Origin of the sequence: Actinoplanes sp. GCM10030250 (assembly GCF_042666575.1) — a bacterium.
Taxonomy (GTDB): Bacteria; Actinomycetota; Actinomycetes; order Mycobacteriales; family Micromonosporaceae; genus Actinoplanes.
The window spans coordinates 137,065-153,992 of the sequence record NZ_JBHTDO010000018.1 but is presented as its reverse complement, the minus strand read 5'-3'; the positions used below and the strand labels follow the sequence as shown (position 1 = coordinate 153,992).

At 71.1% G+C, this 16,928-nt stretch carries 18 protein-coding genes and 1 pseudogene; 13 read left to right on the top strand and 6 right to left on the bottom strand.

The features are described from left to right. Positions 1 to 30: 30 nt before the first annotated feature. Positions 31 to 678, bottom strand: a complete 648-nt coding sequence (locus ACFQV6_RS23290) for a LuxR C-terminal-related transcriptional regulator (protein ID WP_378029665.1) — start codon at positions 676 to 678, stop codon at positions 31 to 33. After that, positions 642 to 2,495, bottom strand: a complete 1,854-nt coding sequence (locus ACFQV6_RS23285; protein ID WP_378029664.1) for a sensor histidine kinase — start codon at positions 2,493 to 2,495, stop codon at positions 642 to 644. Before ACFQV6_RS23285 ends, ACFQV6_RS23290 begins: the two co-directional genes overlap by 37 nt. A 130-nt stretch (positions 2,496 to 2,625) precedes the next feature. Here ACFQV6_RS23285 and ACFQV6_RS23280 point away from each other — a divergent pair. The 6 genes and pseudogenes from ACFQV6_RS23280 to ACFQV6_RS23255 form a co-directional block, all read left to right on the top strand. Beyond that, positions 2,626 to 3,279: pseudogene (locus ACFQV6_RS23280) on the top strand (ABC transporter ATP-binding protein); the annotation flags it as partial. A 62-nt stretch (positions 3,280 to 3,341) separates the two neighbouring features. Next, a complete protein-coding gene (locus tag ACFQV6_RS23275; protein ID WP_378029694.1) occupies positions 3,342 to 4,067 on the top strand; it encodes an ABC transporter permease in 726 nt (241 codons plus the stop codon). 30 nt (positions 4,068 to 4,097) lie between these two features. Then, positions 4,098 to 5,042, top strand: coding sequence for an SDR family NAD(P)-dependent oxidoreductase (locus ACFQV6_RS23270; RefSeq protein ID WP_378029663.1), 945 nt, complete (start codon positions 4,098 to 4,100; stop codon positions 5,040 to 5,042). Positions 5,043 to 5,143: 101 nt separating this feature from the next. Then, positions 5,144 to 6,424, top strand: a complete 1,281-nt coding sequence (locus ACFQV6_RS23265; RefSeq protein ID WP_378029693.1) for a multidrug effflux MFS transporter — start codon at positions 5,144 to 5,146, stop codon at positions 6,422 to 6,424. Further along, complete coding sequence (locus tag ACFQV6_RS23260; RefSeq protein ID WP_378029662.1) at positions 6,424 to 7,119, top strand: HAD family hydrolase; 696 nt, start codon at positions 6,424 to 6,426, stop codon at positions 7,117 to 7,119. The genes ACFQV6_RS23265 and ACFQV6_RS23260 overlap by 1 nt, the downstream gene beginning before the upstream one ends. Positions 7,120 to 7,199: 80 nt before the next feature. Continuing rightward, positions 7,200 to 7,538, top strand: coding sequence for a hypothetical protein (locus ACFQV6_RS23255; protein WP_378029661.1), 339 nt, complete (start codon positions 7,200 to 7,202; stop codon positions 7,536 to 7,538). A 17-nt stretch (positions 7,539 to 7,555) separates the two neighbouring features. Here the strand turns inward: ACFQV6_RS23255 and ACFQV6_RS23250 are convergent, their stop codons facing one another. Further along, positions 7,556 to 7,747, bottom strand: a complete 192-nt coding sequence (locus ACFQV6_RS23250) for a hypothetical protein (protein ID WP_378029660.1) — start codon at positions 7,745 to 7,747, stop codon at positions 7,556 to 7,558. A 498-nt stretch (positions 7,748 to 8,245) separates the two neighbouring features. Between ACFQV6_RS23250 and ACFQV6_RS23245 the strand changes: the two genes are divergently transcribed. Continuing rightward, positions 8,246 to 8,995: a GNAT family N-acetyltransferase gene (locus ACFQV6_RS23245; RefSeq protein ID WP_378029659.1), complete on the top strand. Its 750-nt coding sequence runs from the start codon at positions 8,246 to 8,248 to the stop codon at positions 8,993 to 8,995. A 275-nt stretch (positions 8,996 to 9,270) separates the two neighbouring features. Further along, positions 9,271 to 9,624, top strand: a complete 354-nt coding sequence (locus ACFQV6_RS23240; protein WP_378029658.1) for a hypothetical protein — start codon at positions 9,271 to 9,273, stop codon at positions 9,622 to 9,624. A gap of 38 nt (positions 9,625 to 9,662) precedes the next feature. On the opposite strand, the gene ACFQV6_RS23235 is transcribed toward ACFQV6_RS23240, so the two are convergent. Further along, positions 9,663 to 10,859: an ROK family protein gene (locus ACFQV6_RS23235; protein WP_378029657.1), complete on the bottom strand. Its 1,197-nt coding sequence runs from the start codon at positions 10,857 to 10,859 to the stop codon at positions 9,663 to 9,665. Positions 10,860 to 10,988: 129 nt separating this feature from the next. Here ACFQV6_RS23235 and ACFQV6_RS23230 point away from each other — a divergent pair, with 129 nt between their 5' ends. The 5 genes from ACFQV6_RS23230 to ACFQV6_RS23210 are packed head-to-tail and all read left to right on the top strand — an operon-like array spanning position 10,989 to position 15,279. Beyond that, complete coding sequence (locus ACFQV6_RS23230; RefSeq protein WP_378029656.1) at positions 10,989 to 12,014, top strand: substrate-binding domain-containing protein; 1,026 nt, start codon at positions 10,989 to 10,991, stop codon at positions 12,012 to 12,014. Positions 12,015 to 12,016: 2 nt separating this feature from the next. Further along, positions 12,017 to 12,991, top strand: coding sequence for an ABC transporter permease (locus ACFQV6_RS23225; RefSeq protein ID WP_378029655.1), 975 nt, complete (start codon positions 12,017 to 12,019; stop codon positions 12,989 to 12,991). Then, on the top strand, positions 12,988 to 13,734 hold the full coding sequence (locus ACFQV6_RS23220) for an ATP-binding cassette domain-containing protein (RefSeq protein WP_378029654.1): 747 nt from the start codon (positions 12,988 to 12,990) through the stop codon (positions 13,732 to 13,734). Before ACFQV6_RS23225 ends, ACFQV6_RS23220 begins: the two co-directional genes overlap by 4 nt. Before the next feature lie 19 nt (positions 13,735 to 13,753). Further along, positions 13,754 to 14,623, top strand: coding sequence for a sugar phosphate isomerase/epimerase family protein (locus ACFQV6_RS23215; RefSeq protein WP_378029653.1), 870 nt, complete (start codon positions 13,754 to 13,756; stop codon positions 14,621 to 14,623). Then, complete coding sequence (locus tag ACFQV6_RS23210; RefSeq protein WP_378029652.1) at positions 14,620 to 15,279, top strand: nucleoside/nucleotide kinase family protein; 660 nt, start codon at positions 14,620 to 14,622, stop codon at positions 15,277 to 15,279. Before ACFQV6_RS23215 ends, ACFQV6_RS23210 begins: the two co-directional genes overlap by 4 nt. Before the next feature lie 63 nt (positions 15,280 to 15,342). Here the strand turns inward: ACFQV6_RS23210 and ACFQV6_RS23205 are convergent, their stop codons facing one another. Beyond that, on the bottom strand, positions 15,343 to 16,326 hold the full coding sequence (locus ACFQV6_RS23205) for a CU044_5270 family protein (protein ID WP_378029651.1): 984 nt from the start codon (positions 16,324 to 16,326) through the stop codon (positions 15,343 to 15,345). Then, on the bottom strand, positions 16,323 to 16,892 hold the full coding sequence (locus ACFQV6_RS23200) for an RNA polymerase sigma factor (protein ID WP_378029650.1): 570 nt from the start codon (positions 16,890 to 16,892) through the stop codon (positions 16,323 to 16,325). Before ACFQV6_RS23200 ends, ACFQV6_RS23205 begins: the two co-directional genes overlap by 4 nt. Positions 16,893 to 16,928: the final 36 nt, after the last annotated feature.

Below are 16,928 nucleotides of genomic sequence, written 5' to 3'. Positions count from 1 at the left end.
TGGTCTGTCTCGGTCGCGGCCGGCGCCGCGTCAAGAGTCTTTGAGGTACGCGAGAACTGCTCTGACCCGGCGATTGTCGTCGTCGCTCGGTGCCAGGCCGAGCTTGCCGAAGATGCTCGCGATGTGTTTGCCGACGGCGCTCTCGCTCAGGAACAGGCGCTGGGCGATGGCGGCGTTCGAGCGGCCCTCCGCCATCAGCTCCAGCACGTCGCGCTCGCGCGGGGTGAGCCGTGCCAGCGGCGACGCGGAGCCGCCCGAGTTCAGCAGCTTGGCGATGACCTCCGGATCCATGGCGGTGCCGCCGGCGGCGACCCGGCGGACCGCGTCGACGAACTGATCGCCGTTGAGGACACGGTCCTTGAGCAGGTAACCGACCGAGCCGGCGCCGTCGGCCAGCAGCTCGCGGGCGTAGAGCTGCTCGACGTGCTGGGAGAGGACCAGGACGGGCAGGCCCGGGATCTCCCGGCGGGCGGCCAGGGCGACCTGGAGGCCTTCGTCGGTGAAGGTGGGCGGTAGGCGTACGTCGACGATCGCCACGTCCGGCCGGTGCCGCGACAGGGCGTCCCGCAGCGACGGGCCGTCACCGACGGCCTCGGCGATGGTGAAACCGTGACTCTCCAGGAGCAGGACCAGACCGTCCCTCAGCAGGTGGAGGTCCTCGGCGAGGACAACGCGCACGGAACCTCCATGGTGACGACGGTCGGACCGCCGGCCGGACTGTCCAGGGTCAGGGTCCCGTCGAAGGTACCGAGGCGGCGGGTGATGCCGCGCAGCCCGGTACCCCTCGCCGGGTCGGCGCCGCCGGGGCCGTCGTCGGACACGACCATCCGCAGCCGGCCGTCGCGGTGCGACAGCGTGATCGACACGTGCGCGGCGACGCGGGCCGCGTTCGCCAGGGCCTCGCAGGCCGCGAAGTAGACCGCCGACTCCACCGGCGGCTCGGGGCGGCCGGGCAGGTCGACGTCGACCGTCACCGGGAGGGGGGTGTCCAGCGCGATGGCTCGTACGGCGTCGCCGAGACCGCGCTCGGCCAGGACCGGTGGGTGGATGCCGCGGACCAGGTTGCGCAGCTCGGTCAGGGCGGCTGCCGACGTCTCCTGTGCCTGGGCGAGCAGCTGCCGCGCGCGTACCGGATCGGTCTCCATCAGGTGGGCGACGGCGTTCAGGCCGAGGCCGACCGCGATCAGCCGGGCCTGGGCGCCGTCGTGCAGGTCGCGTTCGATGCGGCGCAGCTCGGCCGCCTGGACGTCGACGGTGTCGGCGCGGCTGGTGCTCAGCTCGGCGACCCGGGTGGCGAGCACGGTGGCGCTGGTCGGGCCGAGCAGCAGGCGGTCCCAGGACTTGCGGAGCCGCATCAGCGGGGCGGCCAGCAGCAGGCCGAGCAGGGCGAGCAGGAGACCGAGGGGGATGCTCGTCCAGCCGGGAATCTGCGCGGGGAGCCAGCCGGCGTAGTCGAAGGCGTACCAGAGCCAGAACGGGGTCACCCAGTAACCGGTGAACACGCCGACCGGCACCGCCCAGAAGATCCAGGTCAGCGGCTGCCAGACCAGGCCGTAGAAGCCGAAGCTGACCAGCAGCGCCGGGACCAGCGACAACGGCGCGAGCAGCAGGGCGCCCAGCGACCACAGCTGGTCGCGCCAGGTGGCCGGGTCACCGCCCAGCCAGCCGTACCGCTGGACGCTGATCGCCTGGCGCAGCTCCGGGTAGAGGGTGCGGCCGATCCGGTAGTTGCCGTCCTCGTCGGGGAGCGGGGGTGGCGGGTAGGGCCGGTAGGGGGCGGGCAGATCGGCGTGGCTTCGGTAGCGCTCGACCAGGGGCCGGGTGATCTTGATGACCTGCGGTGCCAGCCCGCCGAGGGAGAGCGCGACGACAACGAGGTTCAGCAGGGTGCCGGCGAACGCGGCGAGGGAGAGCCCGACCAGGCCCGCGGCGCGCCAGGTGGCCACGGAGGCCCGGTCGAACCAGCCGGTCGTTGATCTGTGCCGCAGCAGGGATCGGGTCCAGCTGCCGTACAGGCGCAGGGCGAACGGTGCGAGCAACAGCGCGGCGGCGAGGGGGAGCGGGTTTCGCAGCAGGACGGCCGCGACGATCAGGGCGACCGGGACCAGCACGGGCAGGGCGCTGCTGAACGGGGCCAGCATCAGCCACCGCCATTCCCGGGCGACCTCGGGATCGTTGCCGTAGTGCTCCCCCTTGATCAGCCAGCGCACGATCCTCGGGGACCTGAACAGGGACTTGTCGTGGACGTACCACCCGTCGGGGCGGCGCCGCGGCTCCGGCGGCGGGGTCCGCTCGACGTCGGGCAGGTCGGCGCCGGTCCAGGCGCGGGTGAGCCGGCGGCCGAGTGTGGCGATCCGGAACTGGCCGAGCAGGACGGCCGGGTAAGGAACGACCAGGGTGGCGGCGGCGACGAGCAGCACACCGTACGCGAAGCCGGCAGCCGTGAACACGGCCAGAACGGCACAGCGGGGCAGGGCGAGCGCGTAACGGATCACGGTTCCAGTCTTCGTCCGGCCGGCCGCCACCACATGGGGGCAGGGTACCGAGCGGGGTGGTGCTAGGTGCACTCCTACCGGGTGGCCTGGCCCATTCTGCGCGAACGCCGGAATTCCTAGCGTCGATGGCATGTCAGTCATCGAGGTGCGCAACCTGCAGAAGCGCTACGGCGGCCAGCTCGCGGTCGCCGACGTGTCGTTCGAGGTGCAAGCCGGCGAGATCTTCGGGATCGTCGGGCCGAACGGCGCCGGGAAGACCACCACCGTCGAGTGTGTCGAGGGCATGCGCGAACCCGACGCGGGGACCGTACGCGTGCTGGGCCTCGACCCGCGGCGTGACCGCGCGGCCGTGCGCCGCAAGCTCGGCATCCAGCTCCAGGAGAGCCAGCTGCCCGACCGGATGAGGGTGTGGGAGGCCCTCGATCTCTACAGCTCGTTCTATCCGGATCCGGCCGACTGGCGGGTCCTGCTCGACGAGCTGGGCCTGTCCGGCAAGCGCAACACCGCCTTCGGCAAGCTCTCCGGCGGCCAGAAGCAGCGGCTGTCCATCGCGCTCGCCCTGGTCGGCAACCCGGCGGTGGCGATCCTCGACGAGCTCACCACCGGGCTCGACCCGCAGGCGCGCCGCGACACCTGGCAGCTGATCCGCCAGGTCCGCGACCGCGGCGTCACCATCGTGCTGGTCACCCATTTCATGGACGAGGCCGAACGGCTCTGCGACCGCCTGGCGGTCATCGCCGCCGGCCGGGTCCTGGCCGTGGACACCCCCGCCGAGCTGGTCGCCGCGTCGCAGATGCCCACCCTCGAGGACGCCGTCCTCGCGCTCACCGGGAGTCACTCGTGAAGATGATCTGGCTGGAGACCAAGCTTTTCGTACGGGAGCCGGTCAACGCGTTCTTCGGCATCGCCTTCCCGGCCCTGCTCCTGGTCGTGCTCGGTTCGGCGATCCCCGGTTTCCAGGATCCGGTGGCCGAACTCGGTGGCCGCCGGGCGATCGAGGGCTACCTGCCGATCACGCTGACCATGGCGATCGCCACCGTGGCGATGGTGACCCTGTTGGGCGTGCTGTCCGGCTACCGGGAGAAGGGTGTGCTGCGGCGGCTGTCGGCCACTCCGGTCTCGCCGCGGGTCCTGCTCGGCGCCCAGGTGGTGGTCAACGTCGGTGCGCTGCTGGTCAGCTGCCTGCTGGCCTGGCTCGCCGCGGCAATCGTCTTCGACGTCGGCCCGCCCGGGAACATCGCCGGTTTCGTGCTGGCGTTCACGCTCGGCTCCAGCGCGATGTGCGCGCTGGCCCTGGCGGTCGCGGGGCTCACCCCGAACGCGCGGGCCTCCTCCTCGGTCGGCTCGCTGATCTACTTCCCGATGATGTTCTTCGCCGGCGTGTGGACGCCCGGGCCGCTGATGCCCGGCGCGGTGCAGCGGATCGCCGACTTCACACCGCTGGGAGCCGCCTCCGCGGCGCTGCAGGACGCGTGGGCCGGAGACTGGCCGCAGTGGGGGCATCTGGCCGTGATGGCGGCGTTCACCGTGGGGCTCGGAGCGGTCGCCGCGCGGTATCTGCGCTGGGAGTGAGTTTCGCCCGGCCCCGGGTAGTAGAGCGGCATGAATCCGCGGGTCGTGGTGATAACGGGTGCGTCCAGCGGTATCGGGCGCGCGGCGGCGCTGGCGTTCGCGGCGCGAGGTGATCAGTTGGTGCTGGGTTCCCGCCGGATGGCCGACCTCGAGAAGGTGGCTGTCGAGTGCGGTGGGAACCCGCTCGTCGTACCCGTCGATGTGACGTCCTCGCAGCAGGTCGCCCAACTCGCCGCGGTGGCCACCTCCGCGTTCGGGCGCATCGACGTGTGGGTGAACACGGCGGCGGTAATGGCGTACGGCAAATTCGAGGACGTCCCGCCGGAGGTCTTCGATCGGGTGGTCGTGACCGGCCTGATCGGCCCGGCGAACGTCGCCCGCACCGCGCTCAGCCGCTTCCGCGCTCAGGGACACGGGACGCTCATCGTCTGCGAGTCGCTGCTGGCGCGCATCGCGGTACCCCAGATGTCGTCCTACATCGCGTCGAAGTGGGGTCTGCGCGGTCTCATCCGCTCGCTCCGGCAGGAGAACCGCGACCTGCGTGACGTGCACATCTGCGCGGTCTCCCCGGGCAGCGTCGACACGCCGATCTTCACGAGTGCGGCCAATTACGCGGGTTTCGTCGGCCGGCCACCGCCCCCGGTCGACAGGCCCGAGCGGGTCGCCCGGCAGATCATCCGGCTGGCGGACCGGCCCCGCGCGGACGTCTCGGTCGGCGCGGCCAACTGGTTCATCCGGGCCGGGTTCGTGGCGCTGCCGCGGCTCTACGACGTCCTCGTGACGCCGATGGTCCGCGGGCTCGTACTCTCCCGCGAGCGCAGCGAGGACAACGAGGGCAACGTCTTCACGCCGGCGCCCCGGGTCGAGGGTGGCCCGGCCCGCTGGGGGCGGGGACAGACGGGACTGGCGGCGGTGGCGCTCCTGGCGACCGGATCGGCCCTCGCCGCGGGCCTCGGATCGCTGCGCCGCCGCTAGCGGAATACCAGCAGGTGGGAGGCCGAATGCGGCAGCTGTGACCGTGGTTACCAATCGGCCGCAAATGGAAGGATCCGGGCGGGGTGCAACTTGTCGAAGGGGTGGCTGAAACTCGCACTCTGACCCCGCCCGACGCCGACCTCTCTCCGGGAGAACTGCTCCCGATGGGGCGCCGATTCCGGATCGTCCTGGTGCTGGGTCTGCTCACCGCCCTGGGACCGCTCACCATCGACATGTATCTGCCGTCGCTGCCGACGATCACCGGTGACCTGCACACGACCGCCGCTGCCGTGCAGCTCACGCTGACCGGCACCCTCGTCGGCCTGGCGTTCGGCCAGTTGCTCGTCGGCCCGCTCTCCGACGCGGTCGGCAGGCGCGTTCCGCTGCTCGCCGGCATCGCGGTGCACGTGCTCGCCTCGGTCCTCTGCGTGATCGCGCCCAACCTGGCGCTGCTCGGCACGCTGCGGGTGCTCCAGGGGCTGGGCGCCGCCGCTGCCGCCGTGGTGGCGATGGCGATCGTGCGTGACCTCTTCGACGGGTTCGCAGCGGCCCGCCTCTTCTCCCGCCTGATGCTGGTCGTCGGCGTCGCCCCGATCCTCGCGCCCACCATCGGCGGCCTGGTGCTGAGCTGGACGTCCTGGCGCGGCGTGTTCGTCGTGCTGACCCTCATCGGCATCGGCATCATGACGGCCGCCGCCGTGGTGCTGCCCGAGACCCTGCCGGTCGCCAAGCGCCGCAACGGTGGAGTGCTCGGCACGGTCCGCGACTACGGGCGGCTGCTCACCGACCGGGTCTACGTGGGCCTCACGCTGGTGGCCGGGCTGGCGATGGCGGCGCTGTTCGCCTACGTGAGCGGGTCGTCGTACGTCTTCCAGGACGGGTACGGCATGAGCGAGCAACAGTTCGCGCTGGTCTTCGCCGGTGGCGCGATCGGCCTGATCGGCGCCACCCAGCTCAACGTGCGCCTGCTCCGCCGCTGGACGCCGCAGCAGATCATGTCCGCCGCCCTGCTGGCCGGCCTCGCCTTCGGCCTGGTCCTGTTGATCCTCGCCGCCACCGGCATCGGCGGGCTGGTCGGCATCCTGATCCCGCTCTGGCTGGTGCTGGCCATGGTCGGTTTCGCCATGCCCAACGCCCCGGCGCTGGCGCTCTCCCGTCACGGCGAGGCGGCGGGTACGGCTGCCGCGCTGCTCGGCGCGGTCCAGTTCGGCGTCGGTGCCCTGGCCGCACCGCTGGTCGGCGTCCTCGGCGTCGGCGCGGTCGCCATGGCCGTCGTGGTCTTCGGCGGCATGCTGTCCGCCACCCTGGTGTGCTTCCTGGTGGTCCGCCCGCACCGCCTCCCGGTCACCGAGGGGCAGCCGGCCGTGGCTGTCGCCCACTGATGGCCGGGCTCATCGATCTGGCGCCCGCACCGATCGCGGGGGTCATCTTCGACTTCCACGCCACCCTGGTCGACGGAGGTGACGCCCGGGGCTGGATCGGCGCCGCCGTGCGCCATCTGGCCGCGACCGGGCAGGCGGCGCCCGAGCTGAGCGAGGCGGAGACCGAGAGCCTCGCCGGTCACCTGGATCAGATCTGGCACCACGCCCACACGATCGACCCGCGCAGCGAACGCGACCTCAGCCCGGCCCGCCATCGGGAGGTCTTCCGCGGGGCCGCCGCGCTGTTTCCCGGCCTCAAGCCGGACCTGATCGCCGCGCTGTACGCCGTGATGACGGACCAGTGGACCGCTTATGACGACACCCTTCCGGTCCTGCGCGAACTCAAGGAGCGCGGCGTCCGGATCGCTGTGCTGTCCAACATCGGCATCGACATCCGGGGCTGCCTCGACCGGGCCGGCCTGACCGGGCTGATCGACGGGCTGCTCCTGTCGTACGAGGCGGGCGTGGTCAAGCCGGACCCGGCGATCTTCGCCCGGGCACTGGAACTGCTGGAGGTGCCCGCTGAGCGGACACTGATGGTCGGGGACAGCGCGAGAGACGACGTCGGCGGGGCGGCCCTGGGCATCCGGACGCTGATCCTGCCGCGCACACGGGGCCGGGTGCACGGCCTGAGCACGGTCCTGCGCATGGTCTGAAAAACTTCTGGCAGGGTGTCGATCGGGCCGATCGCCGTTCGACGCGTAGGTGAGACGGCACCTGACAGAGGGAGACAGCGATGCGGTTCATGGTGATCACCAAGGCCACCGCGGACAGTGAAGCCGGCGTGCTGCCCGGCACCGAGGACTTCGGTCGCCGAGGGCGACGGCATCGGCGACGACCTGCTGCGGCTGGTATGGCGTTCGGGCCGGAGGCCGGGCTGGCGTTGCTCGACCAGCTGATGGCCTTCCCGGCCCTGCGGAACTACCACCTGCTGCCGAGCGCGCGCGGCGACTTCCTGGCCAGGCTGGGCCGGCACGCCGAGGCGCGGGCGGAGTTTGAGCGGGCGGCGTCGCTGACCCGCAACGAGCGTGAGCGAACGCTGCTGCTGGACCGGGCGGCGGCCTGCGTCCCCTGAATCCAGCTACGCGCGGTTCAGGTGTCGTCCCGGTCCTGTTTGTTGGCACCGGTTCGGTTGATCCCGGCGTTGCTGCTGCCGTGCGCCGGCACCGTACCGCTCGGCTCCTCGTCGGTGATGAATGTGCCAGTCTCCTCCAGGTCGCTGACGTGCTGGTCGGTGCTGCTGCCCTCGACGGTTCCACTGCGGTCGTCCGGTGTACTGGACACGAGACACCCTTCCTTGACGTCGTGCTGGATCCCACACTGATACCCGCTCCGCCGCATTGTTAGCGCGTCCCCCACCCTCGGCTGGGCGTCAGAGGGGCTTTCGCCCGCGAAAGGCCCCGCTCACCACCAGCTGGGCGGGTCGGCTGGGCGTCAGGGGGGCTTTCGCCGGCGAGAGGCCCCGCTCACCACCAGCTGGGCGGGTCGGCTGGGCGTGGGAGGGCTTTTCGGTCGTGAGAGGCCCCGCTCACTGCCAGCTGGGCGGGTCGGCTGGGGGTCAGGGGGGCTTTTGGTCGTGAGAGGCCCCGCTCACTGCCAGCTGGGCGGGTCGGCTGGGGGTCAGAGGGGTCTTGGCGGGTATCAGGCAGGCTGGGAGGCGGCTGGAGGACCCCGGGTTGCGCGGATGGACTTTGCTGGCGGGGAGTTCGTGAGTGGGGCCACCCGGCCGCCGGTACGAGAGGAACGACCCTGAACATCGACGCGCGCACCGAGGCCGACCGGATGGCGGCTGCCTACTACGAGGCCATCGCGCTGTTGTGCCGGATCACGCCGAAGGGCTGGTACGCCGAGCGGGGCACCGCCTGCGCCACCGTGACCGGTTGCGCCGTGGCTTCGCTCAACTGTGCCTGCACCACCACGCTCGATCCTGACCTGGGCGTCCTGGACGAGATGGCCTCAGAGGTCGGCCGCCTGGGCGTGCCCTGGTCGATCATGGTTCGCGGGGAGGCCGGTGACGAGACGACGGCGCTCGCGGTACGGCACGGGCGGGTCCGCCGTCTCGACATGCCGTTGATGGACTGTGGCCCGGACGAGGTCCGCTACCGGCCCGTACCGGCTCGGGCGGCCTCGCTTCGCCAGGTCGGCGGGACCGAAAGTGATCTCTACACCGCCGGGCTGACCGAGTGTTTCGGTGCGGCGGAGGGCGTGTTCGGCTCGCTGATGCGCGGTGCCGTGCTGGCGGCTCCGGAGATCACCGGTTATGTCGCCGAGGAGGCCGGGCGGGTGGTCGCCACCGGGCTGGGTATGCGGACGTCCGGGGTGGTGGGCGTGTTCAACATCGGCGTCGCACCGGCCGCCCGGGGACGCGGCCTGGGCCGGGCGATCACCGAGCGGGTGATGCTGGACGGCTTCGAGGCCGGTGCGGACCGGGCATATCTGCACGCCAGCAGTATGGGCCGCCCGCTCTACGAGTCGATGAACTTCCGCCTCCTCGAAACCTGGACCCTCTTCACCGCCGAGCCGCTCCGATGACCGGGGACACGGCAGCAGCGATGAGTTTCAGCGACCAGGTCCGCTCGGCGTTCCGGCGGGGCGAGAACGAGACCGTCGTGCGGATGAGCCGGGCCGAGATCGAGCGGGCGCAGGCGGCGGGTGTTCGGCAACGGGTGGGAGGACTTTCTCCCGTACGTCAGGCAGCGGTACGCAGAAGGCCGCGCCCTGAGCCCGCGGGAGGCCTTCACGTGATCGGGTATCGACGAGACGCGACGTAGGATTCGGCTGTCGGCACGGGTTGCGGGGAGTCGCTGGTGCGAGATGGCCGAGATGGTGACGTCCAGAATTCATTGAAGCAGGTCAGCGAGGCCGCCGAGTCCTACGGCGTGACCGAGGAGGACGTGCAGCAGTGGCGCGTGGGCATCGCGGACCGCCCGGCGTGGGCGCAGCGCGCACACGTTTCGGCGATGATGGCCCAGCGCCTGGTCATGACCGCGATCGAGCACCGCCGTGAGTGCGACCGGGAGGGCTGCCGCACCTGCGCCGGCATGCGCGAGTTGCTGACGATCGCCCTCGCCGGCGTGCGCACTGTGGTCGACGACAACCTCACCGAGGCCTACCGCCGCCCCTCCGTGTGGCCCTGGCGCCGCAGCCGCCCCGGCCCCTGAACCGACCGGAACGACTGGAACCGATCAGGACCGCGCGATCAGGACCGCGCGATCAGGGCCTCGATCCGCTCCGGTGCGAAGATCCCGTCGGCGAGCAGCAGGGCCAGCCCGATCAAGCCTGACCGCCGCCCGAGCCGGGTCGCCACGATCTGGAGGTTGCGGGTGGCCAGCGGCAGTGACCGCCGGTAGACCATCTCCCGGATCCCCGCGAACAGCTGCTCCTCGATCGCTGCCAGCTGCCCGCCGATCACCACCACCGCCGGGTTGAACAGGCTCACCGAGTCGGCGATGGCGTGCCCCAGGATGCGTCCCGCTCGGCGGGCGAGCCGGACCGCCGTCACGTCTCCCGTACGAATGAGGGCGACCGCCTCGTCCACGCTCCCCACCTGCTTGCCCGCCGCCTGCAGGTCTCTGACCAGGGCCCAGCCTCCGGCGTACGCCTCGACGCACCCGGTGTTCCCGCACCGGCAGACCGGTTCGTTCTCGGTGTCCTCGACGGTCAGCTGGATGTGCCCGATGTCCCCGGCCGCGCCGTCCGCCCCGCGGTAGACCTCGCCGCCGATGATCATGCCCGCGCCGACGCCGGTGCCGACCTTCAGCATGAGCAGCTGGCGGGCCTCGGGGTAGTGGCTGCGGTGCTCGCCGAACGCCATCGCGTTGACGTCCTTATCGACCAGGACCGGGCAGTCGTACGCGAGGGAGAGCCGCCCGGGGATGTCGTAGCGGTCCCAGCCGCTCATTATCGGCGGGCTCACCACCTGGCCGGTGTCGAAGTCGACCGGGCCGGGCACGTCGATGCCGATCCCGTGCACGTCGGCGGGTTCACGGCCGGCGTCGGCGAGCAGGCCGGTGAACATCTCCTCGGCCGCCGACAGCACCGCGTCGGGTCCCTTGGCGACGTCGATGCTGAGCTCACGCTCGGCACGGACCTCGCCCTTGAGGTCGCACAGCGCGGTGCGCATGCCGGTGGCGCCGATGTCGGCGACGAGCAGCACGCCGCGGTCGCGGTGGAAGGTGAACCGGCTGGCCGGGCGGCCGCCGGTGGGTGACTCCTCGCCGCTGGGCACGACCAGGGCGGCGGCCTGGAGCGCGTCGAGACGCTGGTTGACGGTGGAGCGGGACAGGCCGGTCAGCTGCATGACGTCGGCCCGGGTCAGGCTCGGCCGGCCCCGGAAGAGCTGGAGCACTTCGCCGAGACCGGACCCGGCGGTGACGGGAGAGGCGCTCGTAGACACCGCCGCATCGTATTACGGATTGCGGCTATACGAAAGGCCGCCGTCTTTTGCTTGACAGTCGTCATAAGGGCGACTGTAATCAGCGAAACACCCCCGATATACAGCGATGGACACTTCGGAAGGACCCCCATGTACGGGAAGCCGCTCTACCGGGGCGCGGCAGCGGTCGCCGCCCTCTCCCTGCTGGCCGCCTGCGGATCCGGTGATTCCGGCGGCACCACCGCCGCCGGTGGCGAAACCAAGGTCGCCGCCGTCATCAAGGGCCTGGACAACCCCTTCTTCCAGTCGATGGAGCAGGGCATCAAGGAGCAGGCGCAGACCTCCGGCACCGAGGTCACCGTGCAGGCCGCCAACTCGATCACCGACACCACCGGGCAGGCCGACAAGCTCACCGGGCTCGCCGGGCAGGACTTCTCCTGCTACATCGTCAACCCGATCTCCGGCACCAACCTGATCCAGGGCATCGCGCAGCTGGCGGCCAAGAAGAAGACCATCGTCAACATCGACAGCCCGGTGGACGCCGCCGCCGCGAAGGCCACGAACGCCACACCGGCCACCTACATCGGCACCAACAACACCTCGGCGGGGCAGAAGGCCGGCGAGCAGATGCTGACCCTGCTCCCGGGCGGCGGCAAGGTCGCGGCGATCGGCGGTATCGCCGGTGACGTCACCAGCGGTGCCCGGGTCGACGGGTTCAGCCAGGCGATCACCGGCAAGCTGGAGCTCGTGCAGACCGTCGCCGCCAACTGGGAGCGGCAGGAAGCGCTCACCCAGGCCACCAACCTGATGCGCGCGCAGCCCGACCTGAAGGGCTTCTTCGTCGCCAACGACGACATGGGCCTGGGTGTGGCGCGCGCAGTCGCCACGGCGGGCAAGTCCGGTCAGATCAAAATCATCAGCGTCGACGGGATCAAGGACGCGCTGACCGCCGTGAAGAACGGTGAGGTCGACGCGGTCGTGGCGCAGTACCCGTACGCGATCGGTCTGATGGGTATGCGGGCCTGCCAGGCCGCGGCCAAGGGCGCCACCCTGCCCGCCAACGTCGAGGCTCCGGTCGAGGTCGTCACGAAGGAGAACGCCGACCAGGCCCTGGCCGCCACGCCGAAGCCGTTCGGCGCCTACGACGACCCGTTCAAGACCCTCCTGGGGAACTGATCATGACAACCGCCACCGCCGCGGGAAGCGGCACCCAGGCCTGGGCCGGGCGGCTCCGCGACGCCGGCTTCTGGGCCGAGTGGGCCGCCGCCATCGGCCTCGTGCTCCTCATCATCATCTTCCAGAGCCTCAACTCGACGTTCCTGAGCAGCGGCAACATCGCCTCGATGCTGGTCGCCGCGGCGATCCTGGTCATCCTGGCGGTCGGGCAGACGTTCGTCATCGCCACCGGCGGCATCGACCTCTCGGTCGCCTCCGTGATGACCTTCGGAGCGGTCGCTTTCGGTCAGGCCTACGCGGCGGGCTGGGGACTCGCCCTGTCCTGCGGCGTCGCGGTCGTCGCCGGCACCGCCGCCGGCGCCATCAACGGCATCATCATCGCCCGCGGCAGGATCACCGACTTCATCGTCACGCTGGGCATGCTCTCCGCCGCCTCCGGCGCCGCGCTCATCTTCGCCGACGGCAAGCCGGTCACCGTGATCGACACGACCCTGCTGCGGCTGTCCACCGGCGGGATCGGCGTCTTCGGCTGGACCGTCATCATCGCCGCGGTGGTCGCGCTGATCGCCCACGGCGCGCTCTTCTGGACCCGCTTCGGTACGCACGTGCTCGCCACCGGCGGCTCCAGTGAGGCGGCCACCGCCACCGGCATCAGCACCGCCCGCATCAAGATCGCCGTCTACACGATCGCCGGCCTGCTCGCCGGGCTCGGCGCGATCCTGCTCGTCGCCCGCGTCGGCGCTGCGGAGCCCGCGTCCAACACCTCCTTCCTGCTGAACTCGGTGGCCGCGGTCGTGCTCGGCGGGGTCAGCCTGCTCGGCGGCCGTGCCACCATCGTCGGCCCGGTCATCGGCGCGCTGCTGCTCACCGCCCTCACCAACGGGCTCACCCTGCTCGGCGTCTCGCAGTTCTACCAGCCCCTGGCCGTCGGCATCGTCGTCGTCCTCGCCGCCTTCCTGACAAGGTTCCAGAAATGACCGAGACCCTGCTCGGCGTCGACAACGTCTCGCTCTCGTTCGGAAGCGTGCGCGCGCTGGTCGACGTCTCCCTGACCCTGCGGCACGGCGAGATCACCGCCCTGGTCGGCGACAACGGCGCCGGCAAGTCGACGCTGGTGCGCTGCATCTCCGGCATCCACCGCGCCGACGCCGGCACCATCACGATGGACGACGAGACCCTGCACTTCAAGTCGCCGGAGGACGCACGCGAGCACGGCATCGAGACCGTGCACCAGAACCTGGCGCTGGTCGAGGACCTCACCGTCTGGCAGAACCTCTTCCTCAACCGGGAGATGGTGCACCGCCTCGGCCCGATCGCCGTGCTAGACCGGCGGGGCATGCGGCGCGAGGCTCAGCGGATGGTCTCCACCCTTGCGGTCAACGTGCCCGCCGTCGGCAGCCGGGTCCGCCGGCTCTCCGGTGGCCAGCGCCAGGCCGTCGCGATCTGCCGGGCTGCCGGATTCAGCTCCAAGCTCGTGATCATGGACGAGCCGACCGCGGCTCTCGGCGTCCAGGAGACCGCCCGCGTCGAGCAGCTGATCACCAAGCTTCGCGACGACGGCCACGCCGTCCTGCTCATCAGCCACAACTTCGACCAGGTCATGCGGCTCTCCGACCAGGTCTGGGTGATGCGGGCCGGTCGCTGCGTCGGTGGCCGCCGCACCGCCGACACGACCGGCGAAGAGATCGTCGCCCTGATCACCGGCGCCAAGAGCGCCTGAAACCCTGAAGGATCTGACCATGGAACTGCGTAACCCCCTCGGCGTCCACGCTCTCGTCTGGGTCGGCGACACCTCGCCCGCCTCCGTCGAGACCGCGATCACCAAGACCGCCGCCGCCGGGTACGACCTGCTCGAGTTCTCCCTGCACGACTCGCTCAACCTGGACGTCACCCGTACCCGCAACCAGCTGAAGGATGCGGGCCTGCGCGTCGCCTGCTCCCGCGGCCTGGCCTTCGACGCCGACATCTCCAGCGAGGACCCGGCGATCGTGGCGCAGGGGGAGAAGCTGCTGCACGAGTCCCTCGCGATCACCTCCGGCATCGGCGGCAGCCACCTCACCGGCGCCCTCTACAGCGCCTTCGGCCACCACACCAAGCCGCTCAGCGAAGCCGGCCGGGCCAACGTCGTCACCGTGCTGCGCGGCCTGGCCGCCGAGGCGGCGTCCGTGGGCGTGACGCTCGGCCTGGAGATCTGCAACCGGTACGAGACGAACGTCGTCAACACCTGCCGCGACGCGCTGCGGCTCGCCGACGACATCGGGGCTGACAACGTCGTCATCCACCTCGACACTTACCACATGAACATCGAGGAGAACGACATGGTGCGGCCGGTGCTCGACGCCGGCGACCGCCTCGGATATGTACACATCGGCGAGAACCACCGCGGCTATCTCGGCTCCGGGCACCTCGACTTCACGTCGTTCTTCCACGCCCTCGGCAGCATCGACTACACCGGACCGATCACCTTCGAGTCGTTCTCGTCCGCGGTCGTCGCACCTGGCCTCTCCGCCGACCTGTCCATCTGGCGCAACCTGTGGTCGGACGGGGACGACCTGGCCCGCCACGCCCACCAGTTCATGATCAACCACCTCACCGCACACGCGGCATGACGATCACGTTCGGCGGTCTCGTGGATCGCGCCCGGGGGCTGGTCGAGGGCGGCCGCCGGGCGGTCCTCGGCATCACCGGCGCGCCGGCGGCCGGCAAGACCACGCTGGCCGAGGAGCTGGTCCGGGCCATCAACGCCGACTGGGTGGCGCACGTCCCGATGGACGGTTACCACCTGGCCGACGCCGAGCTGGACCGTCTCGGCCGCCGCGACCGCAAGGGCGCACCGGACACGTTCGACGCCCTGGGGTACGCCGCCCTGCTGCGCCGCCTGCACGAGGACGAGGACGACATCGTCTACGCGCCCGGTTTCGAGCGGACCCTGGAGCAGCCGATCGCCGCCGCCATCCCGGTGTTCCGGCAGGCCCGGCTGATCATCACCGAGGGCAACTACCTGCTGCTCGACGATCCGCACTGGGCGCGGGTGCGGCCCCTGCTCACCGAGATCTGGTACGCGGACCTCGACCCCGACGAGCGCCTGCGCCGCCTGATCGACAGGCACATCCGGTTCGGCAAACCGGAGCGGGCCGCGGTCGCCTGGGCCACCGGTACGGACGAGCGCAACGCCACGCTCATCCGGGCCACCCGCGAGCGGGCCGACCTGATCGTCCCCGCCGAGGTCATCCGCGGTATCGGGCAGCCCGCCGGCCTCTCATGACACCGGCGGCCGGCCCGCCCACCCGGACGCCTCGCACGTCCGGGTGAGCCGGGAGAATCCGAATCAGGGCGTGTCTCCGGGCCTGTCGACGATGCCCGCCCGGTTGCGGACGACCAGCCGGAACACATCACCGGCCTTGATCCGCCTGGTCCCGTCGTCGCCCTTGCTGACGTGGTCCTTGACCGCCACGAGCCGGTCCCCGATCAGCGCATAGGTCTCCGGGTCGAACAGCAGATCCTTCTTCAGATAGCCCTCGACGGTCCAGGTCAGCGCGATGGCCGGCCGCCCGTCCAGGTTCACCGAGTCCAGGTTCACCCGCACACCGGGCCGGCGGGCCAGCCACCGGTAGATGGCCGCCTCGACGTCCGGCGGGAGCACCTGCTGCATCAGCAGCGCGTCCGGGTCGGCGCCCACCATCTTCGGCGCGTCGATCCACTGCTGGACCTTCTCCGGAGTGGTCATCGCGGCGAGGTCGGCGTACGGGATGGTGAACCACGTCGCCTTCTTGGTGCGCTCGGTCACCTCGAGCTTCCCGCCCTTCTTCCGGGAAGCCATCACGTCGCCGTCGACCCGCGCCCAATCCTCGCTGCGTACCGTCTCGGTCTTGCCCGGGACCAGCGCGCCGTTCGGCGAGGCGTCGAGGATCTTCTTGCGGTTGAGCGTGGCGGTCGTCTCCACGTACATGAACTGGTTGTCACGCGGAGTGACCCACGGCTTGCGGGACGCCGCCCAGGCCGCGTTCTCCAGCAGCTCGGCGGCCTTCGCCGGCTTGGCGAACGGCAGCGCGGCGACCACCGGCGTGCTCCGGCCCGGCTCGGTCCGCTCACTGACCGTGCCGACGTTCTCCAGCGCGACAACGCCCACCGCGGCAGCCGCAGCCGTCGCGACGACCGCGGTGATCCGGACCGCCCAGCGGGGCCGTCGGCGCGCCGGTGCCGGCTCGTTGATCCGGTTCAGCAGTGCCGCGCGGGCCCGGTCGTGAGCCGCCGCCGACGGGACCTCGTCCGGCCCGAAAACGTCCTGCAACACGTCGATCTCGTTCCTCACAGCGTCCCCTCTCCCAGAGCCGTACGCATTTCCTGCCGTGCCCGGTGCAGCCGCGACCGGACGGTTCCGGCGGCGACGTCCAGGGCCGCCGCCACCTCGAGCTGACTCAGGCCGGCCCACGCCACCAGCAGCAGCGCGTCCCGCTCACCCCCGGACAGCTTGGCCAGCGCCGCCGCCAGCCGCCCCCGCTCGGTGACGGCGTCCAGCCGTACCGCCACGGCGTCGTCGTGCGCGCCGACTGTCTCGTCCGGCGCCATCCGGGCCAGCGCCCGGTACCGCCGCGACTCGGCCCGGCCGTGCCGCGCGATCAGGTTCGACGCGATGCCGTACAACCACGGCGCAGCGTCGGGGCGCCCGGTGTCGTAACCACCGATCCGGCTGAACGCGACAAGGAACGTCTCCGACGCCACGTCCTCGGCCAGGTCACGGCCGAGCCGCCGGGCCGCGTAGGCGAAGATCCGCCCGTAGTGCCGGTCGAACACCGCCGCGAACTGCTCCGGTAATCGGCGGGCCTCGACGATCAGCTCGGCGTCGGTGCGGATCACCGCATCCACGTCCGTCTCCATCGGCTGTCACCATCCTCTCGACAGCACTTCGCCGCA